At 68.8% G+C, this 13712-nt stretch carries 14 protein-coding genes; 6 read left to right on the top strand and 8 right to left on the bottom strand.

Going from position 1 to position 13712, the window contains the following annotated elements; translation table 11 throughout:
* Positions 1-1769, top strand: a 1769-nt coding sequence (locus tag ACE3TU_RS11345) for a S9 family peptidase (RefSeq protein ID WP_374624224.1), incomplete at its 5' end; no start/stop codon positions are given.
* Between the two features lie 2 nt (positions 1770-1771).
* Here the strand turns inward: ACE3TU_RS11345 and ACE3TU_RS11340 are convergent.
* Positions 1772-2050 carry a helix-turn-helix domain-containing protein gene (locus ACE3TU_RS11340; RefSeq protein WP_374624222.1) on the bottom strand — a complete coding sequence of 93 codons (279 nt, stop codon included), beginning with the start codon at positions 2048-2050 and terminating at the stop codon, positions 1772-1774.
* 167 nt (positions 2051-2217) lie between these two features.
* Between ACE3TU_RS11340 and ACE3TU_RS11335 the strand changes: the two genes are divergently transcribed.
* Complete coding sequence (locus ACE3TU_RS11335) at positions 2218-2817, top strand: superoxide dismutase (RefSeq protein ID WP_374624220.1); 600 nt, start codon at positions 2218-2220, stop codon at positions 2815-2817.
* Between the two features lie 123 nt (positions 2818-2940).
* Positions 2941-3810: an FkbM family methyltransferase gene (locus ACE3TU_RS11330; protein WP_374624218.1), complete on the top strand. Its 870-nt coding sequence runs from the start codon at positions 2941-2943 to the stop codon at positions 3808-3810.
* 71 nt (positions 3811-3881) lie between these two features.
* Here ACE3TU_RS11330 and ACE3TU_RS11325 read toward each other — a convergent pair whose 3' ends face one another.
* Positions 3882-4778 (bottom strand): peptidase inhibitor family I36 protein, encoded by an 897-nt coding sequence (locus ACE3TU_RS11325; protein WP_374624216.1) that lies wholly within the window; start codon positions 4776-4778, stop codon positions 3882-3884.
* A gap of 147 nt (positions 4779-4925) precedes the next feature.
* On the opposite strand from ACE3TU_RS11325, the gene ACE3TU_RS11320 reads away from it, so the two are divergent.
* Positions 4926-6389, top strand: coding sequence for an MFS transporter (locus ACE3TU_RS11320; protein ID WP_374624214.1), 1464 nt, complete (start codon positions 4926-4928; stop codon positions 6387-6389).
* Between the two features lie 98 nt (positions 6390-6487).
* The gene (locus tag ACE3TU_RS11315) at positions 6488-6988 is read left to right on the top strand and encodes a hypothetical protein (protein ID WP_374624212.1); all 501 of its coding nucleotides are present in this window, start codon (positions 6488-6490) and stop codon (positions 6986-6988) included.
* Between the two features lie 14 nt (positions 6989-7002).
* On the opposite strand, the gene ACE3TU_RS11310 is transcribed toward ACE3TU_RS11315, so the two are convergent.
* Positions 7003-7569, bottom strand: a complete 567-nt coding sequence (locus tag ACE3TU_RS11310; RefSeq protein WP_374624210.1) for a hypothetical protein — start codon at positions 7567-7569, stop codon at positions 7003-7005.
* Positions 7559-9058, bottom strand: coding sequence for a helicase HerA-like domain-containing protein (locus ACE3TU_RS11305; RefSeq protein ID WP_374624208.1), 1500 nt, complete (start codon positions 9056-9058; stop codon positions 7559-7561). Before ACE3TU_RS11305 ends, ACE3TU_RS11310 begins: the two co-directional genes overlap by 11 nt.
* A gap of 199 nt (positions 9059-9257) precedes the next feature.
* Here ACE3TU_RS11305 and ACE3TU_RS11300 point away from each other — a divergent pair, with 199 nt between their 5' ends.
* Positions 9258-10589 (top strand): TIGR03808 family TAT-translocated repetitive protein, encoded by a 1332-nt coding sequence (locus ACE3TU_RS11300; RefSeq protein ID WP_374624206.1) that lies wholly within the window; start codon positions 9258-9260, stop codon positions 10587-10589.
* 35 nt (positions 10590-10624) lie between these two features.
* On the opposite strand, the gene ACE3TU_RS11295 is transcribed toward ACE3TU_RS11300, so the two are convergent.
* From ACE3TU_RS11295 to ACE3TU_RS11280, 4 genes are all read right to left on the bottom strand, one after another.
* Positions 10625-11428, bottom strand: a complete 804-nt coding sequence (locus ACE3TU_RS11295; protein WP_374624204.1) for a hypothetical protein — start codon at positions 11426-11428, stop codon at positions 10625-10627.
* 74 nt (positions 11429-11502) lie between these two features.
* Positions 11503-12513 (bottom strand): asparaginase, encoded by a 1011-nt coding sequence (locus tag ACE3TU_RS11290; protein ID WP_374624201.1) that lies wholly within the window; start codon positions 12511-12513, stop codon positions 11503-11505.
* A gap of 134 nt (positions 12514-12647) precedes the next feature.
* Entirely contained in the window at positions 12648-12989 is a 342-nt protein-coding gene (locus ACE3TU_RS11285) for an SH3 domain-containing protein (RefSeq protein WP_374624198.1), read from the bottom strand.
* Positions 12990-13180: 191 nt separating this feature from the next.
* On the bottom strand, positions 13181-13585 hold the full coding sequence (locus ACE3TU_RS11280; RefSeq protein WP_374624195.1) for a hypothetical protein: 405 nt from the start codon (positions 13583-13585) through the stop codon (positions 13181-13183).
* Positions 13586-13712: the final 127 nt, after the last annotated feature.

Genomic DNA, 13712 nt, shown 5'->3' with positions numbered 1-13712 from the left:
GCGGCCCGGAGGAGATCCTGCTCGACTGCAATGTCGAGGCCGGCGAGGGCTATTTCGGCTTCGGCGGCGGCGACCACGATCCGAGCCATCGCCTGCTCGCCTGGAGCGCCGACCGGCAGGGCAGCGAATACTACGACCTGCACATCCGCGACATCGCCACCGGCAAGGATACCGGCGAGGTGCTCGAGGACATTGCCGGAGGCGGTGTCTGGTCGGCCGATTCCAGCGCCCTCTACTACACCGAGTACGACGACAACCACCGTCCGTTCCGGGTCCGCCGGCATGTGCTCGGCACGCCGCAGGCCGACGACGAGATCGTCTTCGAGGAAAAGGACCCCGGCTTCTTCGTCGGCGTCGACGAGACGCAGTCGCGCAACTTCATCGTCATCGATGCGCACGACCACCAGACATCGGAATTCTGGGTGATCGATGCCCGGACCGGCGGCGCGCCGCGGCTGATCTCGAAGCGCCTCACCGAGCGCGAGTACGATATCGAGGATCGCGACGGGCTGTTCTACATCCTCACCAATGCCGATGGGGCGGAGGATTTCAAGATCGTCACCGCCCCGGTCGATACCCCCGATGCCGAGCACTGGGTCGAGCTCGTCCCGCACACGCCGGGCGTCCTCATCCTCGACCTGATCGTGCTCAAGCACCACCTCGTTCGGCTCGAACGCTGCGAGGGCCTGCCGCGCATCGTGGTGCGTCCGCTTTCCCCTCGCCCCTCAGGGGAGAGGGTGGCCCCGGAGGGGCCGGGTGAGGGCTCTTCCGAGTGGACCGTGAAGTTCGACGAGGAGGCGTACTCGCTGGGGATGTCGGCCGGCTTCGAGTTCGACACCACCACGATCCGCTTCAGCTATTCCTCGCCCACGACGCCGTCGCGCACTTATGACCTCGACCTCGTCACCGGCGAGCGCACGCTGCTCAAGGAGCAGGAGGTGCCGTCCGGCCATAACCCGGCCGACTACGAGACCCGGCGCATTTTCGCCACCGCGCCGGATGGCGAGCGCGTGCCGGTGACGCTGCTCTACCGCAAGGGCCTGCCGCTCGACGGCACCGCCCCCGCCCTGCTCTACGGCTACGGCGCCTACGGCATCGCCATGCCGGCGAGTTTCTCGGTTTCCAAGCTCAGCCTCGTCGATCGTGGCGTCGTTCATGCGACCGCGCATGTCCGCGGCGGCATGGACAAGGGCTATGCCTGGTACCGGAACGGCCGGCGCGAGCACAAGGCGAACAGCTTCACCGATTTCATCGCTGCCGCCGAAACCCTGGTCGCGCTGGGCTACACCAGCAAGGCCCGCATCGTCGCCGAGGGTGGCTCGGCCGGCGGGCTGCTGGTGGGTGCCATCGCCAACCTGCGTCCCGACCTGTGGGCCGGCATAGTCGCCGAGGTCCCCTTCGTCGACGTGCTCAACACCATGCTCGACGAAACCCTGCCGCTCACCCCGCCCGAGTGGCCCGAATGGGGCAATCCGATCGCCGACCGCGAGGCCTATGACCGCATCGCCTCCTATGCTCCCTACGAGCAGGTCGCCGCCATCGACTACCCGCCGATCTTCGCGCTCGCCGGCCTCACCGATCCGCGCGTCACCTACTGGGAACCGGCCAAGTGGGTGGCGAGGCTGCGGGCGACGAAGACAGGCGACGCGCCGCTCTATCTCAAGACCCACATGGACGCCGGCCACTCCGGCGCCTCGGGCCGCTTCGACCAGCTCAAGGAAACGGCCCTGAGCTACGCCTTCGCGCTCAGGTGCATGGGGTTGGCGTAGGTCTACTCCGCGACGAGGCTCACCTGCAGCCTCGTTCCAGTCGCTTCGGCGTAGCGTCGCAGGGTCGCGAGCGAAGGCGACGTACCGCCGCCTTCGAGTCGCGCTATTGCCGACTGCGTGGTGCCGATCCGCTTGGCCAGTTCCGTCTGCGTGAGACCGGCACCCGTGCGGGCCCTCACCAGAGCCTCGATGACGGCAAATTCTGCATCCGCCTTCTCGTACTCAGCGCGGAACTGGGGGCTGTGCATCAGCCGCTTCTTGAGTTCGGCGATCTTGGTCATTGCAGCACCTGCTTCATCCTTTGTCGAGGCACCGCCTTTGCGCTCCGGTGCGCGGGATTGGCACAATCCCCCCACGCCGCGGATTGGCGAGCAATGCCAAAGGGCTTATATGCAACCCAGCCCAGCGGCCCGCAGTTACAAGAACATCCTCAAGGAGGCTTCCCAAAATGGCTTTTGAACTCCCCGCCCTGCCCTACGCCTATGATGCGCTCGGCCCGTACATGAGCAAGGAAACGCTCGAGTACCACCACGACAAGCATCACCAGGCCTATGTCACCAACGGCAACAACCTGCTCAAGGACTCCGGCCTCGAGGGCAAGAGCCTCGAGGAGGTGGTGAAAGCTGCGCACGGCAAGAATGCCGGGCTCTTCAACAATGCCGGCCAGCACTACAACCACATCCACTTCTGGAACTGGATGAAGCCCAATGGCGGCGGCAAGTCGATCCCGGGCGCCATCCTCGCCAAGATCGATTCCGATCTGGGCGGCTACGACAAGTTCAAGGCCGATTTCATCGCCGCCGGCACCACGCAGTTCGGCTCCGGCTGGGCCTGGCTCTCGGTCAAGGACGGCAAGCTCGAGATCTCGAAGACCCCCAACGGGGAATCCCCGCTCGTCCACGGCGCCCACCCGATCCTCGGCGTCGACGTCTGGGAGCACTCCTACTACATCGACTACCGCAACGCCCGCCCCAAGTACCTCGAGGCGTTCGTCGACAACCTGATCAACTGGGAATACGTCGAGCAGATGTACGCCGCCGCGCGCTGAGGCGCCGGCCGGGCGGCGGCCTGCCGGAATTGCCGGCAGGCGCCCCCGCTCGCTGTTGGGGACAGGAAGGGACGTTCGCCCCCGCGCTGGTTCGCCAGGCTCAGGTCACTCCTGGCGAGGCCGGTGCTTGCGCTTGTCCGCCCCCTGGTGATGGCGGCGCTCCGGCGGGACCGCGTCCTCCATCGGATCGACGTGCTCGAAGCCCGGTTCCGGCAGAATGAGCTGCGTGCGCAGCTCGGCAACTCGGCCGAATGCGGCCGGCGGCTGCGCGACCTCCTTGCCGGGATTCGCATCGAGGACCCCGTCGACGGCCGCTTCGAGCGTGTCGGCGGGCCGGCGGACGGCGGCTACGTCATGGAGACCTCCACCCTGAGGCCCGACGCCGGCATCGCCTATTCCCTCGGCATCGGCGACGACGTCTCCTGGGATCTCGACATGGCCGAGCGCGGCTTCGAGGTCTTCCAGTACGACCACTCGATCGACGCCTCGCCGACGGGGCACGAACGGTTCCGCTTCCACAGGGTGCGGATCGGCGGCGGGAATACTGCCGGCCCCGTGCCGGCGGTGACGCTCGACAGTCTGGTGGACAAGAACGGGCACCTGCGCCGCAGCGACCTCGTGCTCAAGATGGATATCGAGGGCGACGAGTGGGCCGTGCTGCAGTCCGTCTCGGACGAGACTCTGGGCGCCTTCTCCCAGATCGTGCTCGAGGTGCACGGGTTGTGGCGGGTCGACCAGGAGGCCTTCTACGCCGCAGCCCGCACCGCCCTGGGGCGGCTGTTCGCCCGCTTCGCTCCGGTGCACGTCCACGGCAACAATGCCTGCGGGGTGGTGGTGGTCGGGGGCGTCTGCGTGCCCGAAGTCTTCGAACTCACCTGCCTGCGGCGCGACCTCGTCCCGACGCTGCCCGGCACGCGCTTCTTCCCCACCGCACTCGACCGTCCGAACCTGCCGGGCAGGCCGGACATCTACCTCGGCCGCTTCGAGTACTAGCGAGCGGCCCGCAGGCGGGGAAACGGCCCGCCGGTTTCGCCGGCAGGCCGCTCCGTCCGCCGCGCCGTGAGCTACCACGTCTGATACGACGAGCCCTGGTCGTTCAGTGCGCCGCCCAGCGTCGGCACATCGCCGGCGAACACGTTGCAGAAGCCGCCATAGTTCGGGTTCTGGCACAGCCGGATGTGCGCCCCACCGAAGATGCGGATCGAGGTCACCCGGTTGTTCCAGGCCGGCGCGATACCGGTGTCGCTGGCCCCGGCATTGACGCAAACGCCGTCACCCTGGAAGTTGGCGAGGTCGTAGACGCAGACGCGCGGCAAGGCCGGCGGGGTCACGTCGTAGGACGAGGCCTGGTTGTTCAGCGGCCCGCCCAGCATCGGCACATCCGCGCCGAACGTGTTGCAGAAGCCGCCATAGGCCGGGTTCTGGCACAGCGTCACGCTGGCCCCGCCCTCCACCTGCAGCGAGGTGATGCGGTTGTTCCACACACCCGGCAGGTTCGGCACATGGGTGCCTGCATCCACGCAGGCACTGGCGCCCGCGTAGTTGGGCAGGTCGTAGAAACAGGCGCGGGCAACGCCGCCTCCTCCACCGCCATCGCCGCCGCCATCGTCCTCGAAGCCGGGCGATCCGAAGGTGATCGAACCGCCGCCCGGCAGAGGGATCACCACGCCCCACTCGATCTCGCCGTCACCGGCGTCGGCGGGAGCATCGAGATAGCTGCGCGAGACCCAGCCATCGGGACCGGAATGGACGATCCGGCACCAGGTGCCCGCAGCGTTGCATTCGACCACGTCGACGTCTTCGCCGGCCACGAGCTGGTCGACGATATCGTAGCCCGTCCCGGGGCCGGAGCGGACATTGACGGCTCCCGACGCCTCGGCGGGTACCGCCAGGGCCGGTGCGGTGCCCAGCAGCATTGCGGCCAGAAGGCCGGCCCCAAGTCCAGTCGTATGCGCATGCATGGCAATCGTCCTTTCCTCGTTCCGCCAAAGTGCAACCGAGCAAAGGCTCTCACCTTTCGACAGCGCCGGTTGTGACGGCCGTCAACAGCAGGACGGCCGGTCAATTGCTGTGGCCTGTCCGGTCGATCCATGCGAGGGTGACTGACAGTGGCCGCTGCCGGCGCGCCGCGTTCCCTGCCATCTCCCACCGCCGCCATGCCCCCCGTCCTCACGCCGCATTCCCGCAACGTCGCGCTCGTCGTGGCTGCCGCCCTGTTCATGCAGATGCTGGACGGGGTGATCATCGTCACCGCCCTGCCGCAGATGGCCCGCGACTTCGGCGTCGGCACGCTCGAGATGAGCCTCGGCGTCACCATCTACATGCTGGCCGTCACCATCTGCATCCCGGCGGCGGCCTGGCTCGCCGACACCTTCGGTGCCAAGCGCGTCTTCCTCGCCTCCATCGCCGCCTTCACCCTCACCTCGGTGCTGTGCGGCCTCGCCCAGGACCTGGGCCAGTTCGCCGTGGCGCGGGCGCTGCAGGGGGCCGGCGGTGCGGTGCTGTTTCCCGTCGGACGGATGATCGTGCTGCGCGCGGCGCAGAAGTCCGAGATCGTCGCCGCCATCGGGCTGACCATCTGGCCGGCGCTGTTCGCGCCGGTGATCGGGCCGGCGCTCGGCGGCTTCCTCACCGAATACGTCTCCTGGCACTGGAACTTCTGGATCAACATCCCGCTCGGCATCCTCGCCTTCGTCCTCGTGGCGCGCATCGCCGAGACCGACCGGGAGTTTCGCCGCCGCCCCTTCGATGCCGGCGGCTTCGTGCTCACCGGGGTGACGCTGGCCAGCCTGCTCTACGGCTTCGATGCGATGGTGCAGGGCACGCTGCCCCTCGCCTGGGCAACGGGGCTGGTGGGCGCGGGGCTGCTCTGCGGGGTGGCCGCCGTGTGGTGGCTGCTGCGCCAGTCGCACCCGCTGATCGAGCTGAGGACCCTGCGCATTCCGACCTTTGCCGCCACCGATGCCCGGGAAGGGGCGCTGCTGCGGGCCGCGATCAATGCCACGCCCTTCCTGCTGCCGCTGATGTTCCAGGTGGCGTTCGGCATGGATGCGCTGTCGGCCGGCGGGCTGGTGGTCGCCTACTTCTTCGGCAACCTCGCCATCAAGGCCATCACCACGCCGACGCTCAGGCGGTTCGGCTTCCGCTCGGTGCTCGTGGTCAATGGCTGCCTCGCCGGCCTGTCGGTCGCCGCCTGCGCCCTGCTCGGGCCGTCGACGCCCTACCCGCTGACCGTCGCGGTGCTGTTCATCGCCGGCGCGACGCGCTCCATGCAGTTCACCGCGCTCGCCACCCTCGCCTTCGCCGATGTCGATGCCGCCCAGCGCAGTTCGGCGACCACCATCTCGAGCATGTCGCAGCAGCTGTCGATGGTGCTCGGCGTGGCGCTCGGCGCCGCCTGTCTCAACCTGTCGCAACTGGGTCGCGGTGCCGCGGCCCTGGGCGTGATCGACTTCCAGGTCGCGCTGCTGGCGATGGGCACGGTCACCTTCCTCGCGGCGCTCCGCTTCCTCGCCCTGCAGCGTGGTGCCGGCTCAGAGGTATCGGGACACAGGCGCGCCAGCACCGCCTGAGGGGCGCCGGGCTTCGTTCCGCGCGCGGCCGCTTCCCCGGCGCACGGAACAATGGTAACGAATTGTTAACCATTGACCGGGCCGCACGGGAGGGCGTCGTGGCCGAGCCGACCAGGACCATTGCCATTCTCGTCGCCAATCCGGCGCTGAGCTCGATCCTCTCGATGGTCGTCGCCTCCGCACCGAACCATCGCGTCCGCCCGTTCGAATCGGAACTGGCGCTGCAGATCTACATGCGTCTCGCCCCGGTCGACCTGGTGGTCACCGATTTCGACGCCGAGAACGCCCGCGCCGATCTCGTCACCCGCGACCTGCGCGCCGATCCGGGGATCGAGCGGCCCGACTTCCAGGTCATCGCGCTGGCCTCGAGCGTCACCCCCGAGACCAAGAACCTGTGCATCGCCGCCGGCATCGACGAGGTCATCGTCAAGCCGATGTCGCCGAAATACCTGCTCGAGCGGATCACAGCGCGGCTGGCGCGCCGCGCGCCGCGCAGGGCCGTGTCGCCGGCGCGCCGGGCGGCGGTGCTGCGGCCCGATTTCGCCCGGCACGGCAATGTCATCCAGCTCTTCGGTCCGCGACCGCAGCCGCAGGGCTGATTCTTCTGGCCGGGCTACCGGGCCACGCCCAGGGCCCAGCTCACCTTGTTCCACAGGTCCTCGACATTGTCGGTGAAGACCACGATGCGGTCGGAGTGCTGCACCGAGTGGCTGAGGATGTCGGCGGCCATGCCGCGCATCGCCTCGAAGGCGCGGTTGCGGTTGAGCAGCACCACCGGCTTGCCGCTCGCCCCCGCCCCGACCCGTTGCCAGGCGCGGTAGAGCCCTGCAGCCGAAGCCAGCGAGCCCGGCAGGCCGACGAAGCAGGTCGCCAGGTCGCCCACCCGCCTGAGCCGGGCCTCGGGATCGTCGATCCGCTCGATGGCGAGACCGCCCAGCGCCGCCGGCGGCACGAAGCCTTCGTCGGCCACCAACAGCACCTCGCCGCCGGCCGAACGAGCGGCCTGTACCAGCGGGATGGTGTCGAGGGTCTCGTCGGCGATACAGACGATCCGCATGCCGTGCCGGGCGAGGATGGTGCCGACCTGCGACATGATCGGCGCCCGCTCGGGATCACCGGGCCCCTTGTCCGATGCGAAGACCGCCAGCGTCCGGCCGGCGGGGGCCGGGCTAGCGGCCACGGGTCAGGCTCCCGAGGATGCCGCGGACCAGGGCGCGCCCGAGGCTGTTGGCGACCGACCGCCCGAGCGAGGTGAGGGTCGCCTCCATCGGCGAGGCGCGGGTCGAACGCCGTGGCGCCGTCGTCCGTTCGGCCCGGGCCTCTGCCTCCCGGCGCTTCTGTTCCACCTCTGCCTGCCGCACGGCGGCCTCGGCGTCCTGCTTCTCCTTTGCCTTGCGGCCCAGCACCTCGAAGGCGGAGTCGCGATCGATCGGCGTGTCGTAGACGCCCGCCACCGGCGAGTTGGCGATCAGGGCCCGACGCTCCTCCGGCAGGATCGGCCCGAGCCGCGACGAGGGCGGCCGGATCAGGGTGCGCCCGACGATCGAAGGGATGCCCTTGTCCTCCAGCACCGAGACCAGCGCCTCGCCGGTGCCGAGCTGGGTGATCACCTCCTCGGTCGAGAAATCGGGGTTGGGCCGGAAGGTCTCGGCGGCGACGCGCACCGCCTTCTGCTCGCGCGGCGTGTAGGCGCGCAGCGCGTGCTGCACGCGGTTGGCGAGCTGGGCCAGCACCGCCTCGGGGATATCGACCGGGTTCTGCGTGACGAAGTAGACGCCGACACCCTTGGAGCGCACCAGCTTGACCACCTGCTCCACCTTGTCGACCAGCGCCTTGGGCGCATCGTCGAACAAGAGGTGCGCCTCGTCGAAGAAGAAGACCAGCCGGGGCCGGTCCGGATCGCCCACTTCCGGCAGTTCCTCGAACAGTTCCGACAGCAGCCAGAGCAGAAAGGTGGCGTAGAGGCGCGGCGAGCGCATCAGTTCGTCCGCCGCCAGCACCGAGATGACGCCCCTCCCGTCGGTCGCCGTCCGCATCAGGTCGGCGATCTCGAGCGCCCGCTCGCCGAAGAACTGGTCGCCGCCCTGCTGCTCGAGTACCAGCAGCGCCCGCTGCACCGCACCCACCGTCGCCGTCGCCACGTTGCCGTAGGTGACCGAGATTTCGGCGCTGTTCTGCGCCACCTCGATCAGCAGGGCCCTGAGGTCCTTGAGGTCGAGCAGCAGCAGGCCCTGGTCATCGGCGTACTTGAAGGCAATGTTGAGCACGCCTTCCTGGGTATCGTTGAGATCGAGAATGCGGCTGAGCAGCAGCGGGCCCATTTCTGAGATGGTGGTGCGCACCGGGTGGCCCTGGCGCCCGAACAGGTCCCAGAAAATGGTCGGGAACCGGTCGTTGCGATACTCCTCGGCAAAGCCGATATCGGCGGCCCGCTTGAGCAGGAAGTCCTTCGGCTCGCCCATGGCGCCGATACCGCTGAGGTCGCCCTTCACGTCGGCGCAGAACACCGGCACGCCGGCGGCCGAGAAGCTCTCCGCCATGATCTGCAGGGTCACCGTCTTGCCGGTGCCAGTCGCCCCGGTGATCAGTCCGTGCCGGTTGCCGTATTTCAGCGTCAGGTATTCCGGCCGCGTGCTGGTGCCGAGATAGATCTTGTCGGGAACGAGCATGGAGCCTTACCGCGGATTCGTGCTGGGTCCAGCCTTATAGCCGGGTGCCTTCGCCAGGCACAACCATCGGCGAACGGCGACATCGCGCCCCAGCCGATCCTCCCCCGTTCACGGGGGAGGGGGACCGGCGCAGCCGCTGGAGGGGGCGTCGCAGCCACCCCAACCGCCCATTAACCCTCGCGCGCCTACACTCGCCCCCATGCACCCGAGGCGCCGCCACATCCTCATCGGCCTGGCCGCACTGCCCTTCGCCACCCCGGCGCGGGCGCAGATGCTCGACGCCACGGCGCTCAATCTCGTTCCCGGCTCGCCGGACGACCAGAGCGGGCCGATGCAGGACGCGCTGCTGCGGGCCGCGTCGGAGGGCCGACCGCTGTTCCTGCCCTCGGGAACCTACCTCGTGCAGAACCTGCACGTGCCCTCGAGCATCCTGGTGACGGGCGTGCCGGGCGGCACCGTGCTCGGCGCCGCCGGCGCGGGGCCGGTGGTCCGGGTCTCGGGCAGCGCCCATGTCCGCTTCGAGGGCATCCGCTTCGGTCCCGGCAGCGGCGGCGGGCCACAGGGCGGCGAAACCGGCCTCATCGAGATCGAGGCCAGCGACCGCGTCGTCATCTCCGGCTGCGAGTTCGCCGGCGGCGGGGCCAGCGGCATCGCCATCCACGATGCGGCGGCCGAGATCAGCGGCTGCGACTTTTCCGGCCACGCCCTCGCCGCCATCTTCTCGCTCGACAGCCGCGGCCTGACGCTGACCGGCAACCGCATCGTCGGCTGCGGCAATGGCGGCATCCTCGTGTGGGGCAATGCCGGCCGCAGCGGCAGCTCGACGATTGCCGGCAACGCCATTTCCGGGATCGGCGCCAGCAATGGCGGCAACGGCCAGAACGGCAACGGCATCAACATCTTCCGCTGCGACGACGTGATCATCGCCGACAACCGGATCCGGGACTGCGCGTTCACCGCCATCCGCCTCAACGCGACACGCAACGTCATCGTTTCGGGCAATCTGTGCGCCAACTCGGGCGAGGTCGCGATCTTTTCCGAGTTCGCCTTCACCGGCTCGGTGATCGCCGACAACATCGTCGACGGGGCGGCGCTGGGCATCTCGGTGACCAACATGGATTCGGGCGGCGAGGTGGCGACCGTCTCCGGCAACATCGTGCGCAACATCCGCGAGCGCTCGGAGGTCAATCCCGACACCCGGCCGGTCGGCATCTATGCCGAGGCCGATACCGCGATTACCGGCAACACCGTGCACAGCGTCGTGGGCATGGGCATCCGTGCCGGCAACGGCCCGTTCCTGCGCAACGTCGTGATCGCCGACAATATCGTGCGCGGCGTCAACACCGGCATCGGCGTTTCGGTCGTCCGCGATCCGGCCATCGGCCCGGTGAGCATCACCGGCAACCTCGTCGCGGACGTCCTCGACCAGGCCATTGTCGGCCTCGAATGGGAGCGGGTGGCGAGCGACGACCTCGTGCGCGATGCGGCGAAATACCCGCATGTGAGCCTCGCCGGCAACCGGGTGGTTTGACAGAGGGGCGGTCCCCTTGCGCCCCCGGACTCCGTCTACAGGCTCGTCGACACCTGCGCCGACATCACCCACTTGCCATCCTTGCCCTTCGAGAAGCAGATGCCGGCCGCATAGGGCTTTTCCAGCGCGACCTCGTCGAAATTGACGAAGCCGGAGCCGCCCTCCGGCAGGTGCACGGCAATCCAGCGGCCCGGCGCGTCGGTCTTGTAGTCGAGGCCGTAGAGCCGGTCGGTCTCGAGCGTCGCGACAATGGGCGCACCCGCCTTCGGCTCGGCCAGCAGCGCGGCCGGCGCATCGACATAAAAGAAGCTCGAGCTCGCCGTGTTCAGCGTCTCGGCCAGGCTGCCGACCGCCGCGGCATCGAAGCTGCGATAGGCATAGGTGCAGATCGCCCCCTTGAGCATCGGGTCGGTGCCCCAGGACTGCCCGTCGGTCAGCGAGCCGACGATGTACTCGCGCTCCGCCTCGATGGCGAAGGGCGTCGCGTCGCCGCCATCGGCCGGCTGCTCGTAGATGCCGCCGATATAGTTGGCGAGCGCCACCAGCATGTCCTCGATCCGGTCATAGGGGCCCAGCACCTCCTTGCGCCGCTTCACTGTCAGTTCGAGCGCCCCGTCGATGGCGGTGACCTTGTCGGCGATGGCCGCGTCGATCAGGTCGCCGTCCCCCTTCTGAACGGCCTCGAGGAACTGCCGGGCCATGTCGAGCAGTTCGGCCGGCGGGTCGACGGTCTCGGCCGGCTTCAGCCTGGCCGGGGTGTAGGGCTCACCGGCGAGTCCGGTCTGGATGGAAGCGGCAGCGGCAAGGGCGACGACGGCGACGGCGACAGCGAAACGCAAGTGATCCTCCAGTGGGCCGGCGGACGCGCCGGGTCGGTGCAGATGGGACGGCCGTGCCGGCGTCCGTCTTGGGTTCAGAAATGCAGTGCGGCGGCCGGTCGCATCTCGCCGACCGACAGGCCGCGGACATTCTTGACGGCGTGGCGCGTGAAGCGCTCGAGCACGGCGCGCTGCGCCGCATCGGGGTCGGCAAGGCGGGCCAGCAGGTTGGCGACCGCCAGCTGGCTCGCCTGCATGTTGCCGTCGTCGATCTTCAGCGCATAGCCCCAGCCGCGGTCGCGGATGGCGCCGCATTGCACGCCCTCGGCTCCCCCCTTCTGCATCACCCGGCCGCCAAAGGCCTGCATGATCACGGTATCGAGGTGATCGGTGCCCGCCACCAGCAGCGGATGAGTCGTGGCCGCATCGAAGACGCGGCGGGCAGCGGCGGCGAGATCGGTCGGCAGCCCGGTGCCGGTGGCCATGCGGGCGAAGCCCCGGGCGAAGGCGCGCAGCGGGGCGGCCCAGGTCGGAATCGAGCAGCCATCGACGCCGCAGCGGTCGACGCTCAGCGGTTCGCCGACCACCGTCTCGATGGCCTCGCGCACGGCCACCTGCACCGGATGGGTGCGCTCGACATAGCCGTGCGGATCGACGCCGAGGGCCTGCGCCACCGACAGCATGCCCGAGTGCTTGCCCGAGCAGTTGTTGTGCAGCGGGCTCGGTTCGCGGCCGGCGCGGCGCAGCGCTTCGCGCGCCCGGGCATTGCTCGGGGCGTGCGCGCCGCACTCGAGCGCCTCGGCCCCGAGCCCGATATGGCTCAGAAAGTGCGTGACGCCCTCGACATGCACGTCCTCGCCGTGATGGCTGGCGCAGGCCAGCGCCAGTTCCTCGTCGCTGAGCCCGAAGCGTCCGAGCGCCCCGGACCGGACCATGGCGAGCGCCTGCATCGACTTGATCGCCGAGCGCGGAAATACCGGGCGGTCGATATTGCCGAGCGCCACGACGATGCTTCCCGTGGCGTCGGCCACGACCAGCGCGCCGCGGTGGCGGTTCTCGACATAGTCGCCGCGCGTCTGCTCGACGAGGATGGGGTTGGCGTCCACTGGCGACTCCCGAAAGAAAAGGGCCCGGAGGTTCCTTCTGGAACGCTACCGGGCCGCGAAAGTCAACGTGTAGGAGGTCAGGCCAGTCAGGGAGGCCGTCCGGCGCTTGCATGCCGCCGGGGGCCGGGAGGAACTCAGATATCGGCGTCGTAGATCTGGGTCAGGTAGCGCGCGTTCACCCAGCCGCGGGTGTCCTGCTGCTCGACGAGGCACCAGTCCGAACCGCCCTGCGGGGCGATGATACAGCGCTCCACCCAGACGCTCGTCTGGGGCTCGAGCGCGCCGACCTGCATGGAATAGGAGGCGGGCCACTTGCGCACGTTCAGCACGTCCCAGTCCTCGACGCCGGTGATCTGGGCGGGACCGTCGACATCGTAGCCGGCGGCCAGCGCGGGCTGGATGGCAAAGGTGGCGGCGCCGGCGATGATCAGCCCGGCGAGAGTGGCGACGAGCAGTTTTTCCTGGTGGCGGTTCATGATGGCGTCCTTTCGGTGCCGGAGTTCGATCTGTTGGAGCGGTTATGCCGCACCCGGCTTGAACCGGTGCTGAGGTGGCCATTCAGACTGCGTTCATGGCCCGGGACGCCCGGAAGCGCCCCCCGGAAAACGACGAAGGGCGCACGCCCCGCGGCGCACGCCCTGCTGATATCGAGTGATGGCCCGCCGGCTCAGCGGCCGAAGCGGTGGACGTAGAGGGCGACCGTGCCGTCGCCCATCATGCGGACGGCGAACACGTCGTCGGCCGAGTAGGCCCGGCGCTGCAGCGCCTCGGCCAGCACGTCATTGTCGGCGATGGTGGTCCGCAGGTAGGCAGCGTTGCCCTCCGAGCGGAGCAGGCCAAAGGTCGGGCATAGCTCGGTGACCCACACGCGGTAGCGGTCGTCGACGGCGGCGACCTCGGCGCGGTGGACGCGCTTCAGGTAGCCGATCTGCTCGTCGCACTGGTAGCCAGGCGTGTTCGGCACCTTGTTGTAGTTCGGCACGGCCGTGATGATGGCCTGGGACGATGCGGGAAGGGTTGAAACGGCACTGAGCGATATGGCCGCCAGAGCGGCAAGCGCGAGCTTGTTCATGTCCAGTCTCCTGATGTGCGGTCGGCGACCGCGTTGGGTTCCTTTCGTCTTCCCCGTGGAGGCCGGAGCCTCCGTGACGCTGATTGGCACCCTAGCGCTACCGCCTTGAACCGGCAGTGACTTTGCC

The sequence above is a fragment of the Devosia sp. genome, assembly GCF_041917035.1.
Classification (GTDB): domain Bacteria; phylum Pseudomonadota; class Alphaproteobacteria; order Rhizobiales; family Devosiaceae; genus Devosia_A.
The sequence above is the reverse complement of the archived record's forward strand: the minus strand, read 5'-3'. Positions and strand labels throughout refer to the sequence as shown.